Source organism: Acinetobacter sp. YH12086, from assembly GCF_013419345.1.
Classification (GTDB): domain Bacteria; phylum Pseudomonadota; class Gammaproteobacteria; order Pseudomonadales; family Moraxellaceae; genus Acinetobacter; species Acinetobacter amyesii.
The window spans coordinates 197,613-217,600 of the sequence record NZ_VPAF01000004.1 but is presented as its reverse complement, the minus strand read 5'-3'; the positions used below and the strand labels follow the sequence as shown (position 1 = coordinate 217,600).

21 protein-coding genes are annotated in these 19,988 nt (G+C 41.3%); 14 read left to right on the top strand and 7 right to left on the bottom strand.

The window, feature by feature from the left end:
- Positions 1 to 669 (top strand): glutathione S-transferase family protein, encoded by a 669-nt coding sequence (locus tag FTU29_RS06935; protein WP_180121078.1) that lies wholly within the window; start codon positions 1 to 3, stop codon positions 667 to 669.
- 34 nt (positions 670 to 703) lie between these two features.
- Here FTU29_RS06935 and FTU29_RS06930 read toward each other — a convergent pair whose 3' ends face one another.
- The gene (locus FTU29_RS06930; RefSeq protein ID WP_257226904.1) at positions 704 to 1,870 is read right to left on the bottom strand and encodes a GGDEF domain-containing protein; all 1,167 of its coding nucleotides are present in this window, start codon (positions 1,868 to 1,870) and stop codon (positions 704 to 706) included.
- 281 nt (positions 1,871 to 2,151) lie between these two features.
- Between FTU29_RS06930 and FTU29_RS06925 the strand changes: the two genes are divergently transcribed.
- The gene (locus FTU29_RS06925) at positions 2,152 to 2,721 is read left to right on the top strand and encodes an FMN-dependent NADH-azoreductase (RefSeq protein ID WP_180121074.1); all 570 of its coding nucleotides are present in this window, start codon (positions 2,152 to 2,154) and stop codon (positions 2,719 to 2,721) included.
- An 88-nt stretch (positions 2,722 to 2,809) separates the two neighbouring features.
- Here FTU29_RS06925 and FTU29_RS06920 read toward each other — a convergent pair whose 3' ends face one another.
- A complete protein-coding gene (locus FTU29_RS06920; RefSeq protein ID WP_078193228.1) occupies positions 2,810 to 3,721 on the bottom strand; it encodes an alpha/beta hydrolase in 912 nt (303 codons plus the stop codon).
- A 155-nt stretch (positions 3,722 to 3,876) separates the two neighbouring features.
- On the opposite strand from FTU29_RS06920, the gene FTU29_RS06915 reads away from it, so the two are divergent.
- Positions 3,877 to 4,314, top strand: coding sequence for a DUF2147 domain-containing protein (locus FTU29_RS06915; protein ID WP_078193227.1), 438 nt, complete (start codon positions 3,877 to 3,879; stop codon positions 4,312 to 4,314).
- A gap of 104 nt (positions 4,315 to 4,418) precedes the next feature.
- Here the strand turns inward: FTU29_RS06915 and FTU29_RS06910 are convergent, their stop codons facing one another.
- On the bottom strand, positions 4,419 to 4,766 hold the full coding sequence (locus FTU29_RS06910) for a Spx/MgsR family RNA polymerase-binding regulatory protein (protein ID WP_180121072.1): 348 nt from the start codon (positions 4,764 to 4,766) through the stop codon (positions 4,419 to 4,421).
- Positions 4,767 to 5,395: 629 nt separating this feature from the next.
- Positions 5,396 to 6,214, bottom strand: a complete 819-nt coding sequence (locus FTU29_RS06905) for an exodeoxyribonuclease III (protein ID WP_180121070.1) — start codon at positions 6,212 to 6,214, stop codon at positions 5,396 to 5,398.
- 40 nt (positions 6,215 to 6,254) lie between these two features.
- On the opposite strand from FTU29_RS06905, the gene pyrE reads away from it, so the two are divergent.
- From pyrE to FTU29_RS06890, 3 genes are all read left to right on the top strand, one after another.
- Complete coding sequence (pyrE, locus tag FTU29_RS06900) at positions 6,255 to 6,905, top strand: orotate phosphoribosyltransferase (protein ID WP_078190583.1); 651 nt, start codon at positions 6,255 to 6,257, stop codon at positions 6,903 to 6,905.
- Between the two features lie 291 nt (positions 6,906 to 7,196).
- A complete protein-coding gene (locus FTU29_RS06895; RefSeq protein WP_078194509.1) occupies positions 7,197 to 7,919 on the top strand; it encodes a hypothetical protein in 723 nt (240 codons plus the stop codon).
- A gap of 85 nt (positions 7,920 to 8,004) precedes the next feature.
- Positions 8,005 to 8,469 carry an SMI1/KNR4 family protein gene (locus tag FTU29_RS06890; protein WP_076753373.1) on the top strand — a complete coding sequence of 155 codons (465 nt, stop codon included), beginning with the start codon at positions 8,005 to 8,007 and terminating at the stop codon, positions 8,467 to 8,469.
- A 41-nt stretch (positions 8,470 to 8,510) separates the two neighbouring features.
- On the opposite strand, the gene FTU29_RS06885 is transcribed toward FTU29_RS06890, so the two are convergent.
- Together FTU29_RS06885 and FTU29_RS06880 are read right to left on the bottom strand one after the other, a co-directional pair.
- Positions 8,511 to 8,708, bottom strand: a complete 198-nt coding sequence (locus tag FTU29_RS06885) for a DUF3565 domain-containing protein (RefSeq protein WP_180024624.1) — start codon at positions 8,706 to 8,708, stop codon at positions 8,511 to 8,513.
- Positions 8,709 to 8,833: 125 nt separating this feature from the next.
- Positions 8,834 to 9,736 (bottom strand): sensor domain-containing diguanylate cyclase, encoded by a 903-nt coding sequence (locus FTU29_RS06880; RefSeq protein WP_180121068.1) that lies wholly within the window; start codon positions 9,734 to 9,736, stop codon positions 8,834 to 8,836.
- A 326-nt stretch (positions 9,737 to 10,062) separates the two neighbouring features.
- Here FTU29_RS06880 and gshB point away from each other — a divergent pair, with 326 nt between their 5' ends.
- The 8 genes from gshB (at position 10,063) to lpxC (ending at position 19,427) form a co-directional block, all read left to right on the top strand.
- Entirely contained in the window at positions 10,063 to 11,007 is a 945-nt protein-coding gene (gene gshB / locus FTU29_RS06875) for a glutathione synthase (RefSeq protein ID WP_180121066.1), read from the top strand.
- Positions 11,008 to 11,310: 303 nt separating this feature from the next.
- Positions 11,311 to 12,408: an undecaprenyldiphospho-muramoylpentapeptide beta-N-acetylglucosaminyltransferase gene (gene murG / locus FTU29_RS06870; RefSeq protein WP_180121064.1), complete on the top strand. Its 1,098-nt coding sequence runs from the start codon at positions 11,311 to 11,313 to the stop codon at positions 12,406 to 12,408.
- Between the two features lie 14 nt (positions 12,409 to 12,422).
- Positions 12,423 to 13,871 carry a UDP-N-acetylmuramate--L-alanine ligase gene (gene murC, locus FTU29_RS06865; protein WP_078190576.1) on the top strand — a complete coding sequence of 483 codons (1,449 nt, stop codon included), beginning with the start codon at positions 12,423 to 12,425 and terminating at the stop codon, positions 13,869 to 13,871.
- 59 nt (positions 13,872 to 13,930) lie between these two features.
- Positions 13,931 to 14,860, top strand: a complete 930-nt coding sequence (locus tag FTU29_RS06860) for a D-alanine--D-alanine ligase (RefSeq protein ID WP_078193219.1) — start codon at positions 13,931 to 13,933, stop codon at positions 14,858 to 14,860.
- A 3-nt stretch (positions 14,861 to 14,863) separates the two neighbouring features.
- Positions 14,864 to 15,718 carry a cell division protein FtsQ/DivIB gene (locus FTU29_RS06855; protein ID WP_180121062.1) on the top strand — a complete coding sequence of 285 codons (855 nt, stop codon included), beginning with the start codon at positions 14,864 to 14,866 and terminating at the stop codon, positions 15,716 to 15,718.
- Positions 15,719 to 15,786: 68 nt separating this feature from the next.
- Positions 15,787 to 17,049, top strand: a complete 1,263-nt coding sequence (ftsA, locus tag FTU29_RS06850) for a cell division protein FtsA (protein ID WP_180084436.1) — start codon at positions 15,787 to 15,789, stop codon at positions 17,047 to 17,049.
- Between the two features lie 159 nt (positions 17,050 to 17,208).
- Entirely contained in the window at positions 17,209 to 18,399 is a 1,191-nt protein-coding gene (gene ftsZ, locus FTU29_RS06845; protein WP_111884463.1) for a cell division protein FtsZ, read from the top strand.
- Positions 18,400 to 18,524: 125 nt separating this feature from the next.
- Positions 18,525 to 19,427 (top strand): UDP-3-O-acyl-N-acetylglucosamine deacetylase, encoded by a 903-nt coding sequence (lpxC, locus tag FTU29_RS06840; protein ID WP_078193215.1) that lies wholly within the window; start codon positions 18,525 to 18,527, stop codon positions 19,425 to 19,427.
- A gap of 97 nt (positions 19,428 to 19,524) precedes the next feature.
- Here the strand turns inward: lpxC and FTU29_RS06835 are convergent, their stop codons facing one another.
- Positions 19,525 to 19,965, bottom strand: coding sequence for a DciA family protein (locus FTU29_RS06835; RefSeq protein ID WP_180121060.1), 441 nt, complete (start codon positions 19,963 to 19,965; stop codon positions 19,525 to 19,527).
- Positions 19,966 to 19,988: the final 23 nt, after the last annotated feature.

Sequence of the window (19,988 nt, the reverse complement as noted above, 5' to 3'; positions counted from 1 at the left end):
ATGATGCAATTATATATTGCCAATAAAAACTATTCGACGTGGTCTATGCGACCGTGGTTGGTGTTACACGCGTTTAATTTACCCTTTCAAGAGATCTTGATTCCTTTTTCTGAAGAAGCAGATGGCGGAGCATTCAAGCAGCAAATGTTAGCCCTACATGCCAATGGTAAAGTGCCCCTACTGCAACATGACGGTGTGATGATTTGGGACTCATTGGCAATTTGTGAATATTTGGCAGAGCAGTTTCAAGATCTTCCACTGTGGCCTAAAGATCCCGCGCAACGCGCATGGGCACGTAGTATTTGCGCGGAAATGCACAGTAGTTTTATGCAATTGCGTAGCTTATGTAGTATGAATCTGCAGGCGGATTATGGTCGTCATGGTCAGAGATTATGGTCTGAACATGCTGAATTGCGTGCTGAAGTGACTCGAATCGAGCAGATTTGGTCGAGTCGTCCTGCGGTGGATGGCTTTCTATGCGGTGAATTTAGTATTGCCGATGCATTTTTTGCACCCGTGGTGACACGTTTACAGACCTTCCAGCTACCTGTTAGTGACAACACACAGCGTTATATGCAAAAGATTTTGCAGCATCCTTCTGTGGTGGCATGGATCACGGCTGCTCAACTGGAACAGCCAGTCCGCCGTATGGAACAGTATCTTCGTTAAAAGCTTAATGCCACGTCTGACTTGTAGAAAAGTTTTAAACCAAATGGCTAAAGCTTTGTTGTTCGGTGTAAGCCATGACCATGTTACGGCCGCCAGCTTTAGCTGCATATAGCGCCTGATCTGCATGGGTCAGCAATTGTTGCGGTACCAATTCTGGCGTAGAAATCGCAATGCCAAAACTGGCTGTCACATGAATTGACTGACCGTCATGTCCCCAAATTTCAAGCTGCTCAATGGCTTTTCGACAGCGCTCTGCAATGAATATTGCTTGTTCCAAGTTAGAATTTTTTAACACCAAAATAAACTCTTCCCCGCCAAAACGCCCAACCACATCACTACCGCGTAAATGTTGGTTTAATACTTGGCTGACGAGAATCAAGGTTTCATCGCCTTTATCGTGTCCATATTCATCATTGATGCGTTTAAAATGGTCTAAGTCCAACAAGACCAGTGCATATGTATCTGTTTTAGCACTATCGAGCTGTTCCAAACACTGATTGATACTGCGTCGATTAAATAAATTGGTCAGTGGGTCGACTTGACTGAGTTTTTGAATCAAATGCTCACGGTGACGCCATTGGCTCAGTAAGATTTCAAATAAAGCCAGACAGGTTAATAAAATAGGAACAATGAAAAAGATCATTGAGAAGAGCCAAAAACTATTTTGATAGCCATAGGCATGAGGTTGAAAAATCGGGGCATAGGGAATAATGCCGCGAATACTCAAATACATGCAAATAGATAAAAAAATCGTGGCTGGAATCAGCATGCTATAGACGATTTTTCGTGTAAATAGCACTAATCCAACGGTCACTAGGCTCACATAGGAGATCATGGTGGCTGGGCTCATGACACCAATTAAATAACCATCACGACATAAAGAAATGACGAATAAGCCGACCGAAAGATAAGGTAAAACAAGCTGAATTTTTGGGTTTTCTTTTCCAGCATAGCAAGGCCAAATCAATAGCACCATTAAGCTAAAAAAGACGATGTTGGTCCACAATTGAGAGTGGATGAGTTCAAGGTTAACCCACTGCCAAAGTTCTGGCGTGAGTGAAATATATAATTTCCAAATGATCCAAAGCAGATGAATGGCTGAGCCAAGCATCAGCATGAGCATACACTTTTTCAGGATACTCCAATTCATGACCACTTCATCTTCCAGTAAATACTGGGCGATTCTATTGCGAAGGATCATGTCACGTATGCTTGATTTCACCGTCATCCTGTGTCATTGCCCTGTTCGAGTTATCAGTTTTTTTCTTAAAGTTTATATAGATATCATTTTATAGGCTTACATTAGCATGAAAATTTACACTTGATAACGGTCAAGAACCGCTCAGTAATTTTAAATTTTTTACGAGTTCAAAAAAATTGTTCTAAAAATAAAACATACTGTCATAAGGATCGGGATTATTCTATTTATGAAAAGTGATTACACTAGGCTCAAGTTAATAACAACAGCTTTAGGTTTTAGTCATGAAAATTTTGCATATTGATTCAAGCATCATGGGCGACGCTTCAGTTTCACGTCAACTCAGCGCTGAAATTGTACAACAGCTACAGCAAAAACATGGTGATGCGGCACAGGTTCAATATCTCGATTTAGCAGTACATCAGATTCCACATCTCAGCAGTGAAATTTTGATGGGTCAAAATGCAGAACAATCGGCTTTAGGCGAGCAGTTGTTACAACAGTATTTAGATGCCGATGTGGTTGTGGTTGGTGCTGCTATGTATAACTTCGGTTTGCCATCAACTTTGAAAGCATGGATTGACCGTATCAGTGTTGCAGGTCGTACCTTTAAATATACAGAACAAGGTCCAGTGGGTTTGGCAGGTGACAAAAAAGTCTATATTGCCAGCAGTCGTGGCGGTGTGTATGGCGATAACAGCCCTGTAGATTATCAAGAAGGTTTATTAAAAGCCGTGTTTAATTTCACAGGTGTCAGCGATATTGATGTGATTCGTGCCGAAGGTGTCAATATGGGACCAGATATGAAAGCACAGGCAATGGCGACAGCTCAGACTCAAATTCAAGCCATTTAATAGATTGACATTTCCCTCTTAGGTCAGCATCTGCTGACCTTTTTTTATGGTGACTTTGATCTGTTCTTAGGGAATTAGTTTTCAGGGATTAGTCCTGATCTAGTCGGTGTGCAAAATCGGCTAAATCACTCAGCGCACGCTGTCCTTCTTCAAACCATGGGCTAAACATTTGGAAGTTATGCCACATGCCAGTGTATAACTTGAATTCGACATCTAGGCCGGCTTCTTCTGCTTTGACTTTAAAACGCTGCGCATCATCCAATAAAATTTCTTTAGAACCCACTTGAATATGAATCGGAGGTAGTCCTTTGAGCTCTGCAAAAAAAGGCGAGACCAATGGATCAGCTCGATCGACCGAGCGGGGTACATAATAATCAATGCCTGTTTCAAGGGCTTCTATGCTTAACAGCGCATCATGCTTACGGTTATAACGCAAAGACTCACTGCTCAGGGTCAGGTCTAAAAACGGTGACATCAACACCAAACCACTGACTTGTGGAAGTTGGTCCTGTTGAATTTTAAGGGCTAAGGCAAGTGCCAAGTTTGCACCACAAGAGTCGCCTGACAAAATAATGTCTTTGGCTTGAACCCCTTGATCTAATAACACCGCATACACATCAAAAAGGGCATCGAGTGCTTCAGGGAACTGTGCTTCTGGGGATAAAGGATAATCCAAATGTAACACTTGCATTTGCGTGCGTGCCGCAACTTGAGTCAGAAACGCCCGATGCGTGTTCATCGAACCCAAGAAAAATGCGCCCCCATGAATATGAAAAATGAGTTGGGTCGATGCCTGTTGTGGTTTGATTTCTTCGGCTTTTAAGCCGGCTAAGCGAATAGGACGAATTTGTACATCGGGGTTTTGGGGAAATGCACGACACATTTGTTCCAAAGCAAACCTTAAAGTATTGGGCGGTAAATTGAATTGGCTCGGCCCACGAATTGTGGTTTTTAAAATGCTTTCTGTAATCAGTTGTTTCGTCAGTGGCGATATCTTCATTGTCTTTCCATCTTTTTCTATTTTTGGAATCGTGTGAGCATATTTACCAACACAAATTACAAGGTTACACTAAACGGTCACATACAAAAATTGATAAATTGTTGTGACTTTTGGATACTAATGTCGTCTATATCAGACCAGGGAAATAAACAAAAATGAAAAAAATTGCACTAGCATTAGGATTGATGAGTTTAGCCGCATTTGCAAATGCTGCAGATCCGCTAAATGGTACAACTTGGAAAACCATTGATGATAAAACCAAGCAGCCAAAAGCGATTGTAAAATTCACTGAACAAAAAAATGGTACGCTTTCTGCGAGCATTCAGTCAGTTTTGACACCAGGTGAAGAAAACGCTTGTAAAAAATGTGAAGGCCCATATCACAACAAATCATTAAAAGGCTTACGTATTGTGACAGGTCTTAAAAATGTAGGTGGTACAAGCTATGAAGACGGTTCAATTTTGGATCCTCAATCAGGTAAAACTTACAAGTTAAAAGGTCAATTGGCTGATGGTGGCAAAAAACTAGAGCTTCGCGGCTTTATTGGCGTTGCTGCTTTAGGTCGTAATCAAACATGGATTCGTGCCAACTAATTTGACATGATTCAAACAAAAAAAGCCTGACAATGTCAGGCTTTTTTATAGCCTATTTTCAGCCACAATTGAACTAGAGCCGTGCATGAGTGTGATAAAAAAATTTATTTCAATGCACGGTAAGCGCTTTCATCAAAGCCAATCAATAAATCGCTACCTGTATCGAGTACAGGACGTTTAATCATGCTGCTATGCGCTATTAAACATTGAATCAAATTTTCTTCACTGGCTAACGCTGTCTGTTGCTCTTCTTCACTGAGTTTTTTCCATGTTGTGCCTTTTTTGTTGAGAATCACATCAGCGCCTTTGGCATTAAGCCATTTTTTTACGGTTTTAGCATCAATCGCTTGTTTTTTATAGTCATGAAATTCGTAGCTTAGGCCTAATTCGTTGAGCAAGTCGAAAGCTTTTTTCATGGTATTACAGTTTTTGATGCCATAAATTTTAAGCATGAACAGGTGTCCTCAATTATTCAAACAATAAGATAAAAATACAATTCAGCATTATCCTACAGGCTAATTCATCAATGCTCAAAGCTCGATCTGGATGTGGATTGAGAAATAAATGTTTTGCTGTAAAAGTCGCATGTAATAAATATTGGGTATTGTCATCAAAACGACATTTTGGTCTTTTAGAATAGCCTACAGAACAAAACGATGCTCAGAAATGAAAGCGATGCAATAACAAGAAAATTCAGCTTAAGGTTGCACAGTCAAAAGTAGAAAGAAAGCGAGAATAAGAAAATGCTGTGCAGATCGAATTTTTAGCTGTTTTATTTGGGGGATGTTTGAGTCTATAGATGTGGGGACTAGATAAGAGAAAACCCGCATTTAATCATCCTGATCATGCGGGTCTCAATCCAACGTCCATTGTCACATCCTTGAAAACAAGCTAAATCATTTAGTTTGTTTTTATACTTCCTTCGGCGTCCAATCCTTTTATGTCATCCTGACATGTCCCTTTGCCGTGCGACCATAATGCTATGTTCAAGTTATGAGATAAATCCACAAATTCGTCATGTAATGTGAGAAATAAGCTCTAATTGAGTAAACAATCGTTCACTCAATTAATTGTTGGAAGCTTAAATTTTATAATCAATAATGACAGGGGCGTGGTCGCTAAACCATTCATCTTTAAATATCCAAGCATTGACTGTACGTTCTTTCCAGTCTGGTGAACATGCATGGTAGTCGATACGCCAACCCACATTTTTGGCACGCGCTTGTCCTCGGTTAGACCACCAAGAGTAAAGCTCGGCTTCTTTACGTACCTCACGGAAGGTGTCGACATAGCCAAGCTCATCATAAATATGATCGAGCCATGCACGTTCATGTGGTAAGCAGCCTGAAGCCTTTTGGTTCCCAGACCAATTTTTAATATCAATACGTTTATGCACGATGTTGTAGTCACCGCAAACAATCACTGACTTATTTTCAGCACGCCATTGCTTCAAAATTTGTTTGTATTCGTTTAAAAATAAATCTTTACGTGCCTGAGCTTCTTCACCCGATGAACCAGAAGGCAGGTAGAGCGAGCAAATATGTGCAGTTTGTCCAAGTCCTAAATCGAACTCAGCAGAAATAAAGCGGCCTTGGCTATCGGCTAATTCAAAGCCTAAGCCATCTTTCACTGATACAAAGGGTAGGCGGCTATAAATCGCAGTACCGGCATAGCCTGGGCGTTCTGCAGGGAAAAGGTGTGTAAACCAACCTTCGGGTTTAAATTTATCGGTCCATTGTTCATGGGTAATGCGGCTTTCTTGCATGCAGATGACATCGGCATCTGAAGTTGCCATCCAGTCAAAAATACCTTTTTTTTCAGCGGAACGCAGACCATTCACATTAATTGAAACGACACGTAAAATTTTTTGATCACTTGGATAGCTACTCTTTGGTATCATGCTCAGGTTTAACCTCAAACTTAAAAAAATGGAGCACCTCATGACAGCGCAAGCGGCATTTAATCCACAAGCTTTTATCGAACTCGCATTATCACGTGGTGTGCTTAAATTTGGTGAGTTTACTTTAAAATCGGGTCGTGTGAGTCCTTATTTTTTTAATGCAGGTCTACTAAACGATGGCGAAGCCTTATCATTATTGGCTTCTGGCTATGCAGCTAAATTAACAGAATGCGATAATGTGGAAGTGGTCTTTGGCCCAGCTTATAAAGGTATTCCATTTGTAGCAGCAACGGCTGTCGCACTGTCACAGAACCATGGTGTGAGCGTACCTTGGGGCTTTAACCGTAAAGAAGCGAAAGACCATGGCGAAGGCGGTGTATTGGTTGGTGCGTCTGTTGAAGGTAAAAAAGTCTGGATTATTGATGATGTGATCACTGCGGGTACAGCGATTCGTGAAGTGGTGACTATTTTGAAAAATGCTGGCGCGCAAATTGCGGGCGTATTGGTTGCACTAGACCGTCAAGAAAAAGGACAAGGTGATTTGTCTGCGATTCAAGAAGTACAAAAAGAACTCGAAATCCCAGTTCATGCCTTAATTACCATGAAAGATTTGATGACTTTCTTAGAGGCTAAAGGTGAAACTGAAGCTTTAGCGAAAATGGAAGCGTACCGTGTGAAGTATGGGATCTAAGATTTTTTAGATTTTAGGGTTATAAAAAAGGAAGCGGAAGCTTCCTTTTTTTGTGTAGTTTTGAGATTAGGATTGTTGAATTTAGCTAATCAAAAATGTGGAAAAATTGATTGGTTGGTATTCATGAAACGTGAAAAATCATTAAAAAAGCCCAACCCGAGATGATTGGGTTTTTCTCTATTTTATAACACTATGATTTATAATAAATAAAAATAGAATTTCGTATAACGTGTATTATGTTAATTTTAGGAAAGCTCACTAATCATCAAATTAAAAATATAAGAGAGACTTATGGACTCATATCTTAATTCAGGGGCTGGTTTTCCTGCTGGAACACGTATAAATACAGACAAAGGTTTAATCGCCATTCAGAACATTAAAGTCGGAGATTTAGTACTGTCAAAGCCAAAAAATGGTGACGGAGAGTTATGCTATAAACCTGTTATAAGAATATCTACTTGTGAGAATAGTGAGATTTGGGAGCTAACCTATTTCCAAATTAAAGCAAATACAGATTTATCAAAATTAAATAAAAGCAAATTATTGCAACTTTCTCGCAAAGGAAAAATGGTCAGTAATATGCTGAGGTCTAATCAGACATTCTGGGTTAAGAATATTGGATGGACGCGCTTGGATGAGTTGAAGAACGGTCAAGCTATAGAAACATCTGATCAAGAAATCATTGGTCTTGTTTTTATGGTGAATCCATTACGAAAAACAAGTATGGAAAATGTGGCTGGAAGTTACCATCCTAGCAATATATTTAATGCGGATAAAAAAGGTTTTGATATTGAAAATGTTGAATATTTTACTTTTATCAAATATGGCTTAGAAGGACCTATCGAATGTATAGGTGATGATAATGTACCTAGTCCAATATGTGTTAATGGTGAAAGTGTTCACGTTCTCTCAGAGACATTCCGATTAAAAACTTACAGCTTTGACGTTGAGGATGATTATACTTGCTTTATTACGAAGCTAGGATTGTGGGTTAATAATACTGCCTATAAATAATATAAGAAATAAATTACTAATTTTCTTATTTAACATAATGGCGATTATACGAAATTTCGTTATTCCTAGCAGGTAAAACAATCATATGCCTTATCAAAACTTAAATATTATGTATGACTTCGGACCAATCGACGTAAAGGTCATAGAAATTTTTGAGCAAGATAATAAAATTAATTTTCCTTTAAGTTATAAAAAGCTGATTGCTTCCCACAATGGGGTGCAATTTATTGAGAATAGCTTTGAATATTCTGATTCTAACAATGAAGTTGGAGAATCTAGCATAGCCTTTTGTTGTTTTGGACAAGGGGTAGGAGGTGATCATATTGAAAACTGTCAAGATCAGGATATATATGGCCATGATAAGATAGTCGTCTTTGGACTAAATGGTTGTGGTGACTATATCGGATTTGACTACAGATCTGACGTTAATAATCCGAAAGTAGTTCTTATGTACCATGATCAATATATCAAGGATCAACATGGACAGCCTAAATTAGAATTGATAGAAGTATGTGATAGTTTTGATAATTTTTTGAACTTACTAAGATAGCTTAAATTATTAGCCTGAGACTATATTTAACATAAAATCTCTTATACGAAACTCTCTTCATCACACTTCTTACATTCCAACATTACCCCTAACTTTTCTTTCCGTCCTTGCTCAGTGATAACCCAAGGACGGTTTTGCCATGGAGGATCATGGCGGACATGCTGTGTATGACCACAAGCTAAAATGGCATACCAATGATTTTCATCATCCAAGGCAAAATCAACAATGGCTTGCTGCATATCAAACACCTATCTAAATTAAAATGATGCTGAAAAGGGAAAAGAGTTCATGTTGAGCAATCACAACGGCTTGAATATCGAATTGCAAAATAGACTGTGAAATTTGGTTTATTTCTGGCGCACGCTTAGGCTGCGACAATTCTATTTTTCCCGCCATGTTTGGCTTTATACAGCGCTAGATCAGCGCGCTTAATCGTATCTTCATAGGTGCAATCTTCAGGCATGATGGTTGTCACTCCTATGCTCACGGTGACATGCGCGTTATCTATTGAAAACCGACTTAACTCTTTTCTGGAATGTTCATGAATCCGTTTGGCAAACTGGATGGCCTGCTCGCAGCCCGTGTTGGGCAAGGCGACCACAAACTCATCTCCGCCTAAGCGGCAGGCGCAATCGGTCTTACGCAGCGTTAAACGAAGAATATCTGCGACTGCTCGGATTGCTTCATCACCAACATGATGGCCTTTGCTGTCGTTGATCTTTTTGAGGTTATCAAGATCGAACATCAAGATCGAGGCCTGTATGGAATGCCGTAGGTATGACTCATAATGTAATGCTAAGTCATGCTCTAATTTTCTTCGATTGAAAAGACCGGTTAACTGATCTGTATGGCTGAGTTCTTTCAGCTTGATTTCCAGGTTGTGACGCGCTGAAATATTACTTGCGACCCAAAGTACAACGTCTTCTTCATCTACTGAAAAACTAAGGGCTTGGATGCGCACCTCAAACCAAATGGGCTCTTCAGGACCATAATCGGGCAGACCTTTTACATCCCTATTGCTCAATTCGTACTCTTCGATGAGTAGATTTCCTGACGCTAGAGCTTGGTCGATCAGTTGCATAAACAAGTTGGCTTTATCTGGCTTGATCACATCTGAAATATAGGTACCCACAAGACCGGAACCATCGTGGTAATAGCGATTATCGCGCCCACCAAAAACCGCAACGTATTTTCCACTACGCGATATGACAAATGCAGGGTCTGGTAAAGCATCAAGAATGATAGCCATCTGCTCAATGTTGATCATCAATGAATTCTATTTTTTTTATTTACAATAATTAACACAATATCTAAAAAAAATAAAAAATCACGTATTTTTTAACCAAAAATAGGGCTAAGTATATTTGGAACTAATTAAACAGGTAGCAATGCTTTGGTATTTATTTATACAGACCTATCACATGATGTTATTAAAGCTTATTTCCATTATTGAGATAAGGCGGATGATAGAAATGTTTTGAAATATTGCATGCATCACACGAATCCATACATACACATGCAAAATCAGAATAAACAAAAGAAAAATCTCGGCTATACTCATTCATAAATTAATAATGAACAGAGCACTGAATAATGCGTGTACTTGTTGTGATGGATCCCATCGAAAATGTAAACCTAAAAAAAGATACCTCAATGGCGATGTTATGGGCAGCAGCACGTCGTGGACATGAGCTAGGCTATGCATTACAGCAAGATTTATATATCGATCAAGGCAAAGCCTTTGGTTTGATTTCACCGCTAAAAGTTTTTGAAGACTACAATCACTATTTTGAACTCGGCGAAAAACAAAAAGAATCAATTGCTGCTTATGACGTAGTTTTGATGCGTAAAGATCCTCCGTTTGACATGAACTTTGTCTACACCACCTATATTTTGGAACAGGCTGAACGCGAAGGCGCATGGATTATTAACAAACCACAAAGCCTACGTGACTGCAATGAAAAATTGTTTGCGACGCAATTCCCTGAACTTCAAGTACCGACCTTGGTGACTTCACAGCAAAGTCTGATTCGTGAATTTTTACAAGAACATGGCGATGTGATCGTGAAACCATTAGATGGCATGGGTGGTATGGGCATTTTCCGTTTATACCAAGATGGCGTAAACATTGGTTCAACCATTGAAATCCTGACTAACAACGGCACACAGCCGATTATGGCGCAGCGTTATATCCCCGAAATTGTGGATGGCGACAAGCGCATCTTGATGATCAATGGCGAGCCCGTACCGTATTGTTTGGCGCGTATTCCGCAAAATGGTGAAGTGCGTGGAAACTTGGCGGCAGGTGGCTTGGGCGAGGCGCGTCCATTGACCGAAAATGATAAAGCCATTGCAGCCAAAGTCGGGCCATTCCTTCGTGAAAAAGGTTTAGTCTTTGTTGGTCTGGATGTGATTGGTAATTACGTGACTGAAATTAATGTCACCAGTCCAACCTGCGTACGTGAAATTGATGCGCAATTTGGCACCTCGATTGCCGATGATTTATTCGATGTCCTTGAGGCAGGTTTAAAAGCTTAATTTTGCACTAGATTTAAAAGAGTCCTCCACGGGCTCTTTTTTTGTCCTGCCCTCAGGGGAGGGGAGCTTAAAAAGCAAAAAAAATGTAAGTGAATGCAATTAAAGTGAAAAATTGTCTGATTTTTTTTCAATTCTCATAGATTAATAATAAAACTAGTTTAAACTTTTAAAATAGTAGAAAAAAACAATCATACGCCTGTTGAAAAAAAGTAAATTACCTTTCACGGTCATGCGTTTGTGATTACAATTGTTAGCTTAAAATCGAATATCATTAGCCTCATTTTAGAATTGAAGAATTAGACAGTGACCGAAGTAACGCAAGTAAAGCCGAAACATGTCATGATGATGGCTGCCGGAACCGGTGGTCACGTCTTTCCAGCGCTCGCTGTTGCCAAAGAGTTGCAACAACAAGGCTGTGAAGTTTCTTGGCTCGCAACGCCAACAGGCATGGAAAATCGCCTGCTAAAAAATCATAATATTCCAATTTATCAAATTGATATCCAAGGCGTACGCGGCAATGGAGTCGTGCGTAAGCTGATGGCACCGTTTAAAATTCTCAAAGCTACTTTGAGTGCCATGCGTTATATGAAACAACTCAAAGTCGATGCAGTTGCAGGCTTTGGGGGGTATGTGGCTGGGCCGGGTGGCTTGGCCGCTCGGGCATTGGGCATTCCAGTCATTATCCATGAACAAAATGCGGTGGCAGGTTTTACCAATACGCAGTTGTCACGTGTGGCTAAAATTGTCTGTCAGGCATTTCCAAATACCTTTCCTGCACAAGATAAAATCGTGACTACAGGCAATCCTGTACGGAAGGAAATTACAGAAATTTTAAATCCGTCATGGCGTTACCAAGAGCGTGAAAAAGCTGGGCTGCCATTACGGGTTTTAATTGTGGGCGGCTCATTGGGTGCACGTGCCTTAAATGAATGTGTGCCAGCTGCCTTACAGCAATTAGAACAGCCCCTCAGTGTATATCACCAATGTGGTCAAAATAATGCTGAAAGCACATTGGCTCGTTATGCAAATTCACCTGAACATATGCAAGTTGAAGTTCAGCCGTTTATTGAAGATATGGCAGCAGCCTATTCTGCAGCGGATTTGATTATCTGCCGTGCTGGTGCGCTAACCGTCACTGAAATTGCGACAGCGGGTGTAGCAGCCGTCTTTGTTCCTCTGCCAAGTGCAGTGGATGACCATCAAACTGCAAATGCAGGGTTCTTGGCCAATATCAATGCTGCAAAAATTTGCCCACAAGTGGACATGACCGCAGAAAGTTTAACAGCGTTGTTGAAGCCGCTGATGAATCGCCAACGACTTATGGAAATGGCGGTTAAGGCTCGACAACAGGCACAACCCGATGCGACACAGCACGTGGTTGGTTTAATTCAAGATTTGTAAAATTCGAGTAATCTATGTCTCCATCAACGCCTGCCGATCAAGCGAAAAAGCTCATTAAAGTGCCAGAAATGCGCCGTATTAAACACATCCATTTTATTGGAATTGGTGGTGCGGGCATGTGCGGTATTGCCGAAGTATTGAAAAACCAAGGCTATAAAGTTTCAGGTTCAGATATTAAAGCGTCGAAAACCACGGCTCAGCTTGAAGAAAACGGCATTCAAGTTTTCATTGGTCATGCTGCTGAAAATATTCAAGGCGCCAATGTAATCGTGGTATCAACAGCTATTGATTCTGAAAACCCGGAAGTGAAAGCGGCGATTGAAACCCGTACACCTGTCGTGCGTCGTGCAGAAATGTTGGGTGAATTAATGCGTTACCGTCATGGTATTGCCGTTGCGGGGACGCATGGTAAAACCACGACAACCAGTCTTGTGACCTGCATGTTAGCAGAAGAAAATCTGGATCCAACTTATGTCATTGGTGGTTTGTTAAATCGTACTGGTGTGAATGCCGCATTGGGTGCAAGCCGTTATATCGTGGCTGAAGCGGATGAATCAGATGCGTCATTCCTGCATTTACAGCCGATGGCAACGATTGTCACCAATATCGATGCTGACCATATGGATACTTATGGCGGTAGTTTCGATGTATTGAAAGATACCTTCGTACAATTCTTACAGCGTCTTCCATTTTACGGTTTAGCCGTGATGTGTGGTGATGATGCCAACATCCGTGAAATTATGCCGCGTATTGGTCGTCCTGTCGTGACTTATGGTTTCAATGAAGACAACGACATTCGTGCTGTTGATGTGGCTCAAGAAGGCATGCAATCACACTTTACCGTTTTGCGTAAAGACCGTGAGCCGTTACGTTTAACCATTAACTTGCCGGGTCTTCATAACATCTTAAATGCCTTGGCAGCGATTGGTATTGCAACGGATGAAGGTGTTTCTGATGCTGCGATTGCGCGTGCCTTAGAAAGCTTCAGTGGTGTAGGTCGTCGTTTCCAAGTACAAGGCGAATTTGAAGTTGAAGATGGCTTGGTGAAATTGGTCGATGACTATGGTCACCATCCAAAAGAAGTCGAAGCGACCATTAAAGCGGCACGTGCAAGTCATCCAGATCGTCGTTTGGTGATGATGTTCCAACCGCACCGTTTTAGCCGTACGCGTGACTGTTTTGATGACTTCGTCGATGTCTTGTCACAAGTCGATCAACTGTTGTTATTAGAAGTTTATCCAGCGGGTGAAAAACCAATTGTGGGTGCGGATAGTCGTGCATTGGCTCGAAGCATTCGTCTACGTGGTGAAGTTGAGCCGATTCTCATCGATCCAGTAGAAGGCAACTTACAAGCAGTAATGAAAAAAGTGTTACAAGCAAATGACTTGTTATTAACACAGGGCGCAGGTAATGTTGGAGCAATCTCAATCGAACTTGCTCAAAACAATCTCTATGTAAAATGATCATCGCTTGGTGATCCAAAGTTTGTTTAGACCGTAGATAAAAGTTTAAGGATATAAACGTGTCAAATGCTTCAAAATTCGGCAAAGTTGCCGTGTTATTAGGTGGGAAATCTGCCGAACGTGAGGTTTCTCTCGATAGTGGTAAAGCTGTACTTGAAGCATTGGTGCGTTCGGGTGTAAATGCCGAAGCATTCGATCCGCAGCAACGCAGTGTGACTGAGTTGGTGGCTTATGACCGTGCATTTATCGTACTTCATGGCCGTGGTGGTGAAGATGGTCAAATTCAAGGTACTTTGGAATGGTTAAACATTCCGTACACTGGAACGGGCGTTCAAGGCTCGGCGATTGGTATGGATAAAGTCAAAACTAAACAAGTTTGGCAAGGTTCAGAACTACCGACAGCACCTTATCGTATTGTCAGCAAAGATTCAGATTTACAAGAAATTGTAGATTCAATTGGTTTGCCATTTATCATCAAGCCCGTGCATGAAGGTTCAAGCATAGGTATGAGCAAAGTTGAAAAAATTGAAGACTTTGCAACAGCAATTGCAAAAGCGACCCAGCATGATGCAGTTGTGATGGCTGAAAAATGGATTACGGGTCGTGAATTTACCATTGTGATTTTAAATGGTCAGGCATTACCGGTGATCCGTTTGGAACCGCCTGCAGATGTGGCTTTTTACGATTACGAAGCGAAATATAACCGTAACGATGTGCAATATGGTATTCCATGTGGCTTGACTGAAGATGAAGAAAAGCGTCTACAAGCTTTATCTTTACGCGCTTTCCAAGCGGTAGGTGCGAGTGGTTGGGGCCGTATTGACGCGATGCAAGATGCAGAAGGAAACTTCTGGTTACTTGAGGTAAATACTGTTCCGGGTATGACTAGTCATTCTCTAGTGCCAAAAGCTGCCAATGCTGTAGGCTATAGTTTTGATGATCTTTGTGTTGCGATTTTGGAACAAACCCTGACAGGTGCGGCACACTAAATTATGGCTCAACTTCCTGCGTCTATGCGCCGTAAACGTGCAGCAACGACATCGATACATGACAAACCACCGACACGTAAGGAAAAACTTACCAATGTGGGTGGATGGCTGTTGTTGTTTATTGCATGTGTGGTTTTGATTGCCGGAATTTGGGGGCTATATAAAGTCATGACGGATGCACGTGTGGCTGAACTTGATGTGGTGGGTGTGCGGAGCACCCAAGAAAAACAACAAGTCATATCATACGTTTCACCGATGATGACTGAAAACTATTTTACCTCTGATTTACGTGTCATTCGTGACCGTACTTTAGAAATCTCTTGGGTCGATCGCGTGGTGGTATCGCGTGCTTGGCCAAATGCAATTCGTGTACGGGTGATGCCGCGTCAAGCGATTGCACGTTGGGGAACTGGGCGACTGTTAAGCGACAGTGGTGATGTATTTGCCGAATTAACCCCGACCAATCATCAGAATTTACCGTTATTGCATGGGCCGACGAGTCAGTCCAAAATGATGATGCGTCGCTATAATGAAATTAATCAACTATTTATACCTGTTGGCATTCGTTTAAAAGAATTATATTTAACCGAACGAATGACTTGGTTTATGCAGTTTGATTCAGGCTTACGCGTGATTGTCGATCAAGATCAGACCATGAGTAAGTTGCAGCGTTTAAGTTATCTCGCACACAGTGACTTAAAACCTGTTTGGCCACGAATTTCTGCCATCGATTTGCGCTACCGAAATGGTTTAGCGATTCAATGGAAAAACTCTGTGCCAGCAAAGTCGGTAAATGGTCAGTTTGTTGTAACCAGTGATGACATAGGCATTGCGAATGCAGCGCCTGTAAAGCCATAATGATCGGCTTTATAAGTAGAGGCTTTAAGCCATAAATTAAACAAACATGTGAATGGTAGTAGTAAATAATGAATGAAGCTGTTCCCTCGGTTGTTGCGATTGACATTGGGACACACAAAGTTTCAGTTTTGATTGGTAAGGTACACGCGCCAGACAATATCCAAGTGGTAGGGATGGCGACCGCTCGTAACCGCGGCATGAATAAAGGGAAAATTGTCAGTCTCGATAAAGTTGTTACCGCAATTAAAAATGCAGTGCAGGAAGCGGAAGATATGGCGGAATGTCGTGTACATTCTGCGTGGATTTCCATTCCCAGTGCTGAACTAAAAAGTTTTTATGCCTCTGGTCGTACTCCAATTGAAAATAATGACCATGCGATTACCACCAATGAAGTGGTGCGTGCATTAGAACTGGCCAAAGCCAGTCATTTAACGTCTGACCACTATTTGGTGAGTGCTGTACCTTTAGGTTTTGAACTAGATGATGAACCTGAATGGGTGTTAAACCCGATTCGCATGTCAGCACGGAGTATGATAGGACATTATCATTTGATGATGTTGCCCATCAGCACCATGCAGAATTTGGATCGCGCATTAAAAGGTGCCAATATTGGTGTTGAACGCATGGTCATTTCATCATTAGCAACAGCTGAAGCCAGTTTGCTTAAAGATGAAAAAGAATATGGTGTGTGCTTGGTTGATATTGGTGCTGGTACGACCAACATTGCGGTGTATTTAGATGGTCGCTTGGCGATGACACACACCTTGCAACGTGGCGGTGAGCATGTAACACGTGATATTGCTGCTGTATTGCAAACCACAACAGAAGAAGCTGAACGCATTAAGCTGTTGTATGGTTGTGTTGATCTGAAAGTGGTTAAACCTGAAAGTATGATTCAGTTCCAAGGTATTGATGGTCCACAAACCATTAGCCGTATTGAACTGACCGAAATCATTATTGCGCGCTATGAAGAAATCTTTAATCAAGTGCGTAATGAGTTGGTCGATCATGGTGCGATTCATGGGTTATACCATGGTGTTGTACTCACAGGTGATGCCTGCCAAATTGAAGGAATGGTGACATTTGCGCGTCGGATGTTAGGTGTTTCTGCACATTTAGGTAATCCACCTATGCAAGTGTATGCTGATGATCAACAGCAAGCCGCTTTACGTCGTTCACAATACGCGACTGCCGCAGGTCTGTTAATTTTCAGTCAAAGTGAAACACAAGATACGATCGTTGAGCCAGAAGATACGGAAAAACTTTCAGTATTGAATCGGGTAAAACGTGCATGGTCGGGCTTCAATGACACCTTGAAGTCGATCTTTTAAGTTGAAATATTTGGGAATATTGTTGGGAAGTTGTACGGATTATTGCTTGTACTTGACAAGCTGGAACTTGGACAGCATTCTAAAAAACAATTTTTATTAAGATCAAGGCAGTATACGGGCTGAAGTGTCTGCCAATTATGGATTAGGAATTTTTTAGGCATGGCCTCATTTGAATTTTTAGAAGATGATCAAAGCGACAGCAACGGTCAAGCCCGTTTCACAGTATTCGGTGTAGGTGGTGCTGGCGGCAACGCTGTGCAACATATGTTGGAATCAGATATCGAAGGTGTAAAATTTGTTTGTGCCAATACAGACAAACAGGCACTCGACCGCATGAATGCACAATTTAAAATCCAACTCGGCGAGCAAAGTACCCGTGGTTTGGGTGCAGGTGCAAATCCACAAGTGGGTCAAACTGCTGCTGAAGAAAGCCGTGAGTTGATTCGCCAACACCTTGAAGGTACGGACATGGTGTTTGTGACTGCAGGTATGGGTGGTGGTACAGGTACAGGTGCTGCGCCAGTTGTTGCTGAAATTGCCAAAGAAATGGGTATCTTAACTGTAGGTGTGGTGACGACTCCGTTTAACTTTGAAGGTAAACGTCGTCAGCAGTCTGCTGAGAAAGGTATTGAAGCACTTGAGCAACATGTTGATTCTCTGATTATTATTCCGAACCAACGTTTACTTAAAGTATTCCGCGATATTTCAATGAAAGATGCTTACAAAAAAGCAGACGACGTACTGTTAAATGCTGTACGTAGTATCTTTGATCTTGTCGTGCGTCCTGGTCATATCAACCTTGACTTCGCCGATTTGAAAACTGCGATGAGTACACGTGGTTATGCCATGATGGGTGCAGGTTCTGGTCGTGGTGAAAACCGTGCGCGTCAAGCTGCTGAACAAGCGATCCGTAGCCCATTGTTAGATAACGTGACCATCATGAATGCAAAAGGCATTTTGATTAACGTTACAGGTGGCGATGACGTAACCTTCGGTGAAATTGAAGAAATCACTGATGTGGTGAACCAAATTGTGGATCTTGATGAAGGTCAAGTGTTCTACGGTACGGTATTTGATCCAGATGCACGTGATGAAATTAGCGTAACGGTGATCGCAACGGGTTTAACTCGTAATTCTGCCGATTCTGCTGAGCCAGTGAAACGCCCTGTCTCACAAGCAACGCGTACAGTCGCTTCTGCACAAGTACCTGTAGATGAAGATGATGTGCCAGCGATTCAACGTCAGCACAATGAAGCAGCAGCTCCAGCTGCAGCAGCGGCGTCAGCATCCAATTCACGCCCTACGCCAATGAGTATTCAAGACTATTTGAAAAATCAGCAACGTAAATAACATAAATTCAATGACTTAAATGTCTGTTGATTACAAAAGGTAGCTGATCAGCTACCTTTTTGTTTTTTATCAATGGCTAAATATGCTAACGTATAGCGGTTTTGTGAACTGATGATAGAAGACACATGTTGAAACAACGTACCCTGAAACGCATCGTGAAAGCGAGTGGCATCGGACTGCATAGTGGGCAAAAAGTGATGATTAACTTTGTGCCACATCATGCCGATGGGGGAATTGTGTTTCGTCGTATCGACTTAAATCCACCGATTGATATTCCAGCCGATGCTATGCTGATTCAAGAAGCATTCATGTGCTCTAACTTGGTGCAAGAAAATGCCAAGGTGGGCACAATTGAGCACATTATGAGTGCGATTGCTGGTTTAGGGATTGATAACCTGATCGTGGAAGTGTCGGCGTCTGAAGTGCCCATTATGGATGGGAGTGCCGGCCCGTTCATTTATTTGCTTATGCAAGGTGAACTACAAGAACAAAATGCACCTAAAAAATTCATAAAAATACGCAAACCTGTCGAAGCACTGATCGATGATAAACGTGCTGCCTTCCAACCCCATGACGGTTTCCAATTAAATTTTACGATTGATTTTGACCATCCTGCATTTAAGAAAGAATTTCAGTCGGCAACCATCGACTTTTCAACCGAAACATTTGTCTATGAAGTTAGTGAAGCGCGGACTTTTGGCTTTATGAAAGATTTGGACTACCTAAAAGCTAATAATTTGGCTTTAGGGGCGAGTCTCGAAAATGCCATTGGTGTAGATGACAATGGTGTGGTCAATGAAGAGGGCTTACGCTTCTCGGATGAGTTTGTTCGTCACAAAATATTAGATGCTGTGGGTGATTTATACTTGCTCGGTCATCAAATTATTGCGAAATATGATGCCTATAAGTCAGGTCATGCATTAAATAATCAGTTATTACGCAATGTCAAAAGTGATCCAGACAGCTATGAAATTGTAACATTTGATGACATTAAAGATTGCCCAATTAGTTATGTGAATGTGACATAAGTCATTGTCTTATAATAGTGATGTTATATTGTATCATTTGTAAGTGTTAAGTCTGTCACATTCTGAATATTCAAATTTATCTGTTACAACTCGGTGGTTACTTTTTATTGCTTGCCAAACGCAGCATTGCTTGGCTAAGCTTAGGGTCGCTCACAAAGTCAGCAGCATTACGGAGTAAATCCTGAGTTTCTGTACTGAGGGTTCTTGAAATTTTTTCAGGGGAATAGGGCGTTGGAGACGGAGTTCTCAGATGGACTTGAATCTTGTGTAAATCCTTGAATTCGTATATTTGTGATAACTGTGCAATATATTGCTTTTGTAAATAGGCCAACTGACTTATCAGTGCCTGATTTTCTCCAGTTAATATAAGTACACCGTTTATATAACAAACGACTTGCCATTGATCCGGTTGGGGTAATAGCGGTTGGACAATTTTCGTAAGCTTCTGCCATGCAGCAACTTGCGTTGAGAGAAACGAAAAGTTTCCTGTTTTTATGTGTTTTCTTGTTGGTTGAAAGACGTTGACAGGTTCTGACATACATATTTCCTACATGTTTATGT

Coding starts and splice junctions, on each gene's coding strand:
- murC (WP_078190576.1), top strand. CDS start 12,423: ATGTCTCCATCAACGCCTGCCGATCAAGCGAAAAAGCTCATTAAAGTG.
- FTU29_RS06835 (WP_180121060.1), bottom strand. CDS start 19,965: ATGTCAGAACCTGTCAACGTCTTTCAACCAACAAGAAAACACATAAAA.
- FTU29_RS06915 (WP_078193227.1), top strand. CDS start 3,877: ATGAAAAAAATTGCACTAGCATTAGGATTGATGAGTTTAGCCGCATTT.
- FTU29_RS06930 (WP_257226904.1), bottom strand. CDS start 1,870: ATGATCCTTCGCAATAGAATCGCCCAGTATTTACTGGAAGATGAAGTG.
- FTU29_RS06895 (WP_078194509.1), top strand. CDS start 7,197: ATGGACTCATATCTTAATTCAGGGGCTGGTTTTCCTGCTGGAACACGT.
- FTU29_RS06905 (WP_180121070.1), bottom strand. CDS start 6,214: ATGATACCAAAGAGTAGCTATCCAAGTGATCAAAAAATTTTACGTGTC.
- FTU29_RS06880 (WP_180121068.1), bottom strand. CDS start 9,736: ATGATCAACATTGAGCAGATGGCTATCATTCTTGATGCTTTACCAGAC.
- FTU29_RS06890 (WP_076753373.1), top strand. CDS start 8,005: ATGCCTTATCAAAACTTAAATATTATGTATGACTTCGGACCAATCGAC.
- FTU29_RS06855 (WP_180121062.1), top strand. CDS start 14,864: ATGGCTCAACTTCCTGCGTCTATGCGCCGTAAACGTGCAGCAACGACA.
- gshB (WP_180121066.1), top strand. CDS start 10,063: ATGCGTGTACTTGTTGTGATGGATCCCATCGAAAATGTAAACCTAAAA.
- lpxC (WP_078193215.1), top strand. CDS start 18,525: ATGTTGAAACAACGTACCCTGAAACGCATCGTGAAAGCGAGTGGCATC.
- FTU29_RS06935 (WP_180121078.1), top strand. CDS start 1: ATGATGCAATTATATATTGCCAATAAAAACTATTCGACGTGGTCTATG.
- ftsZ (WP_111884463.1), top strand. CDS start 17,209: ATGGCCTCATTTGAATTTTTAGAAGATGATCAAAGCGACAGCAACGGT.
- FTU29_RS06925 (WP_180121074.1), top strand. CDS start 2,152: ATGAAAATTTTGCATATTGATTCAAGCATCATGGGCGACGCTTCAGTT.
- ftsA (WP_180084436.1), top strand. CDS start 15,787: ATGAATGAAGCTGTTCCCTCGGTTGTTGCGATTGACATTGGGACACAC.
- FTU29_RS06885 (WP_180024624.1), bottom strand. CDS start 8,708: ATGCAGCAAGCCATTGTTGATTTTGCCTTGGATGATGAAAATCATTGG.
- FTU29_RS06910 (WP_180121072.1), bottom strand. CDS start 4,766: ATGCTTAAAATTTATGGCATCAAAAACTGTAATACCATGAAAAAAGCT.
- FTU29_RS06920 (WP_078193228.1), bottom strand. CDS start 3,721: ATGAAGATATCGCCACTGACGAAACAACTGATTACAGAAAGCATTTTA.
- pyrE (WP_078190583.1), top strand. CDS start 6,255: ATGACAGCGCAAGCGGCATTTAATCCACAAGCTTTTATCGAACTCGCA.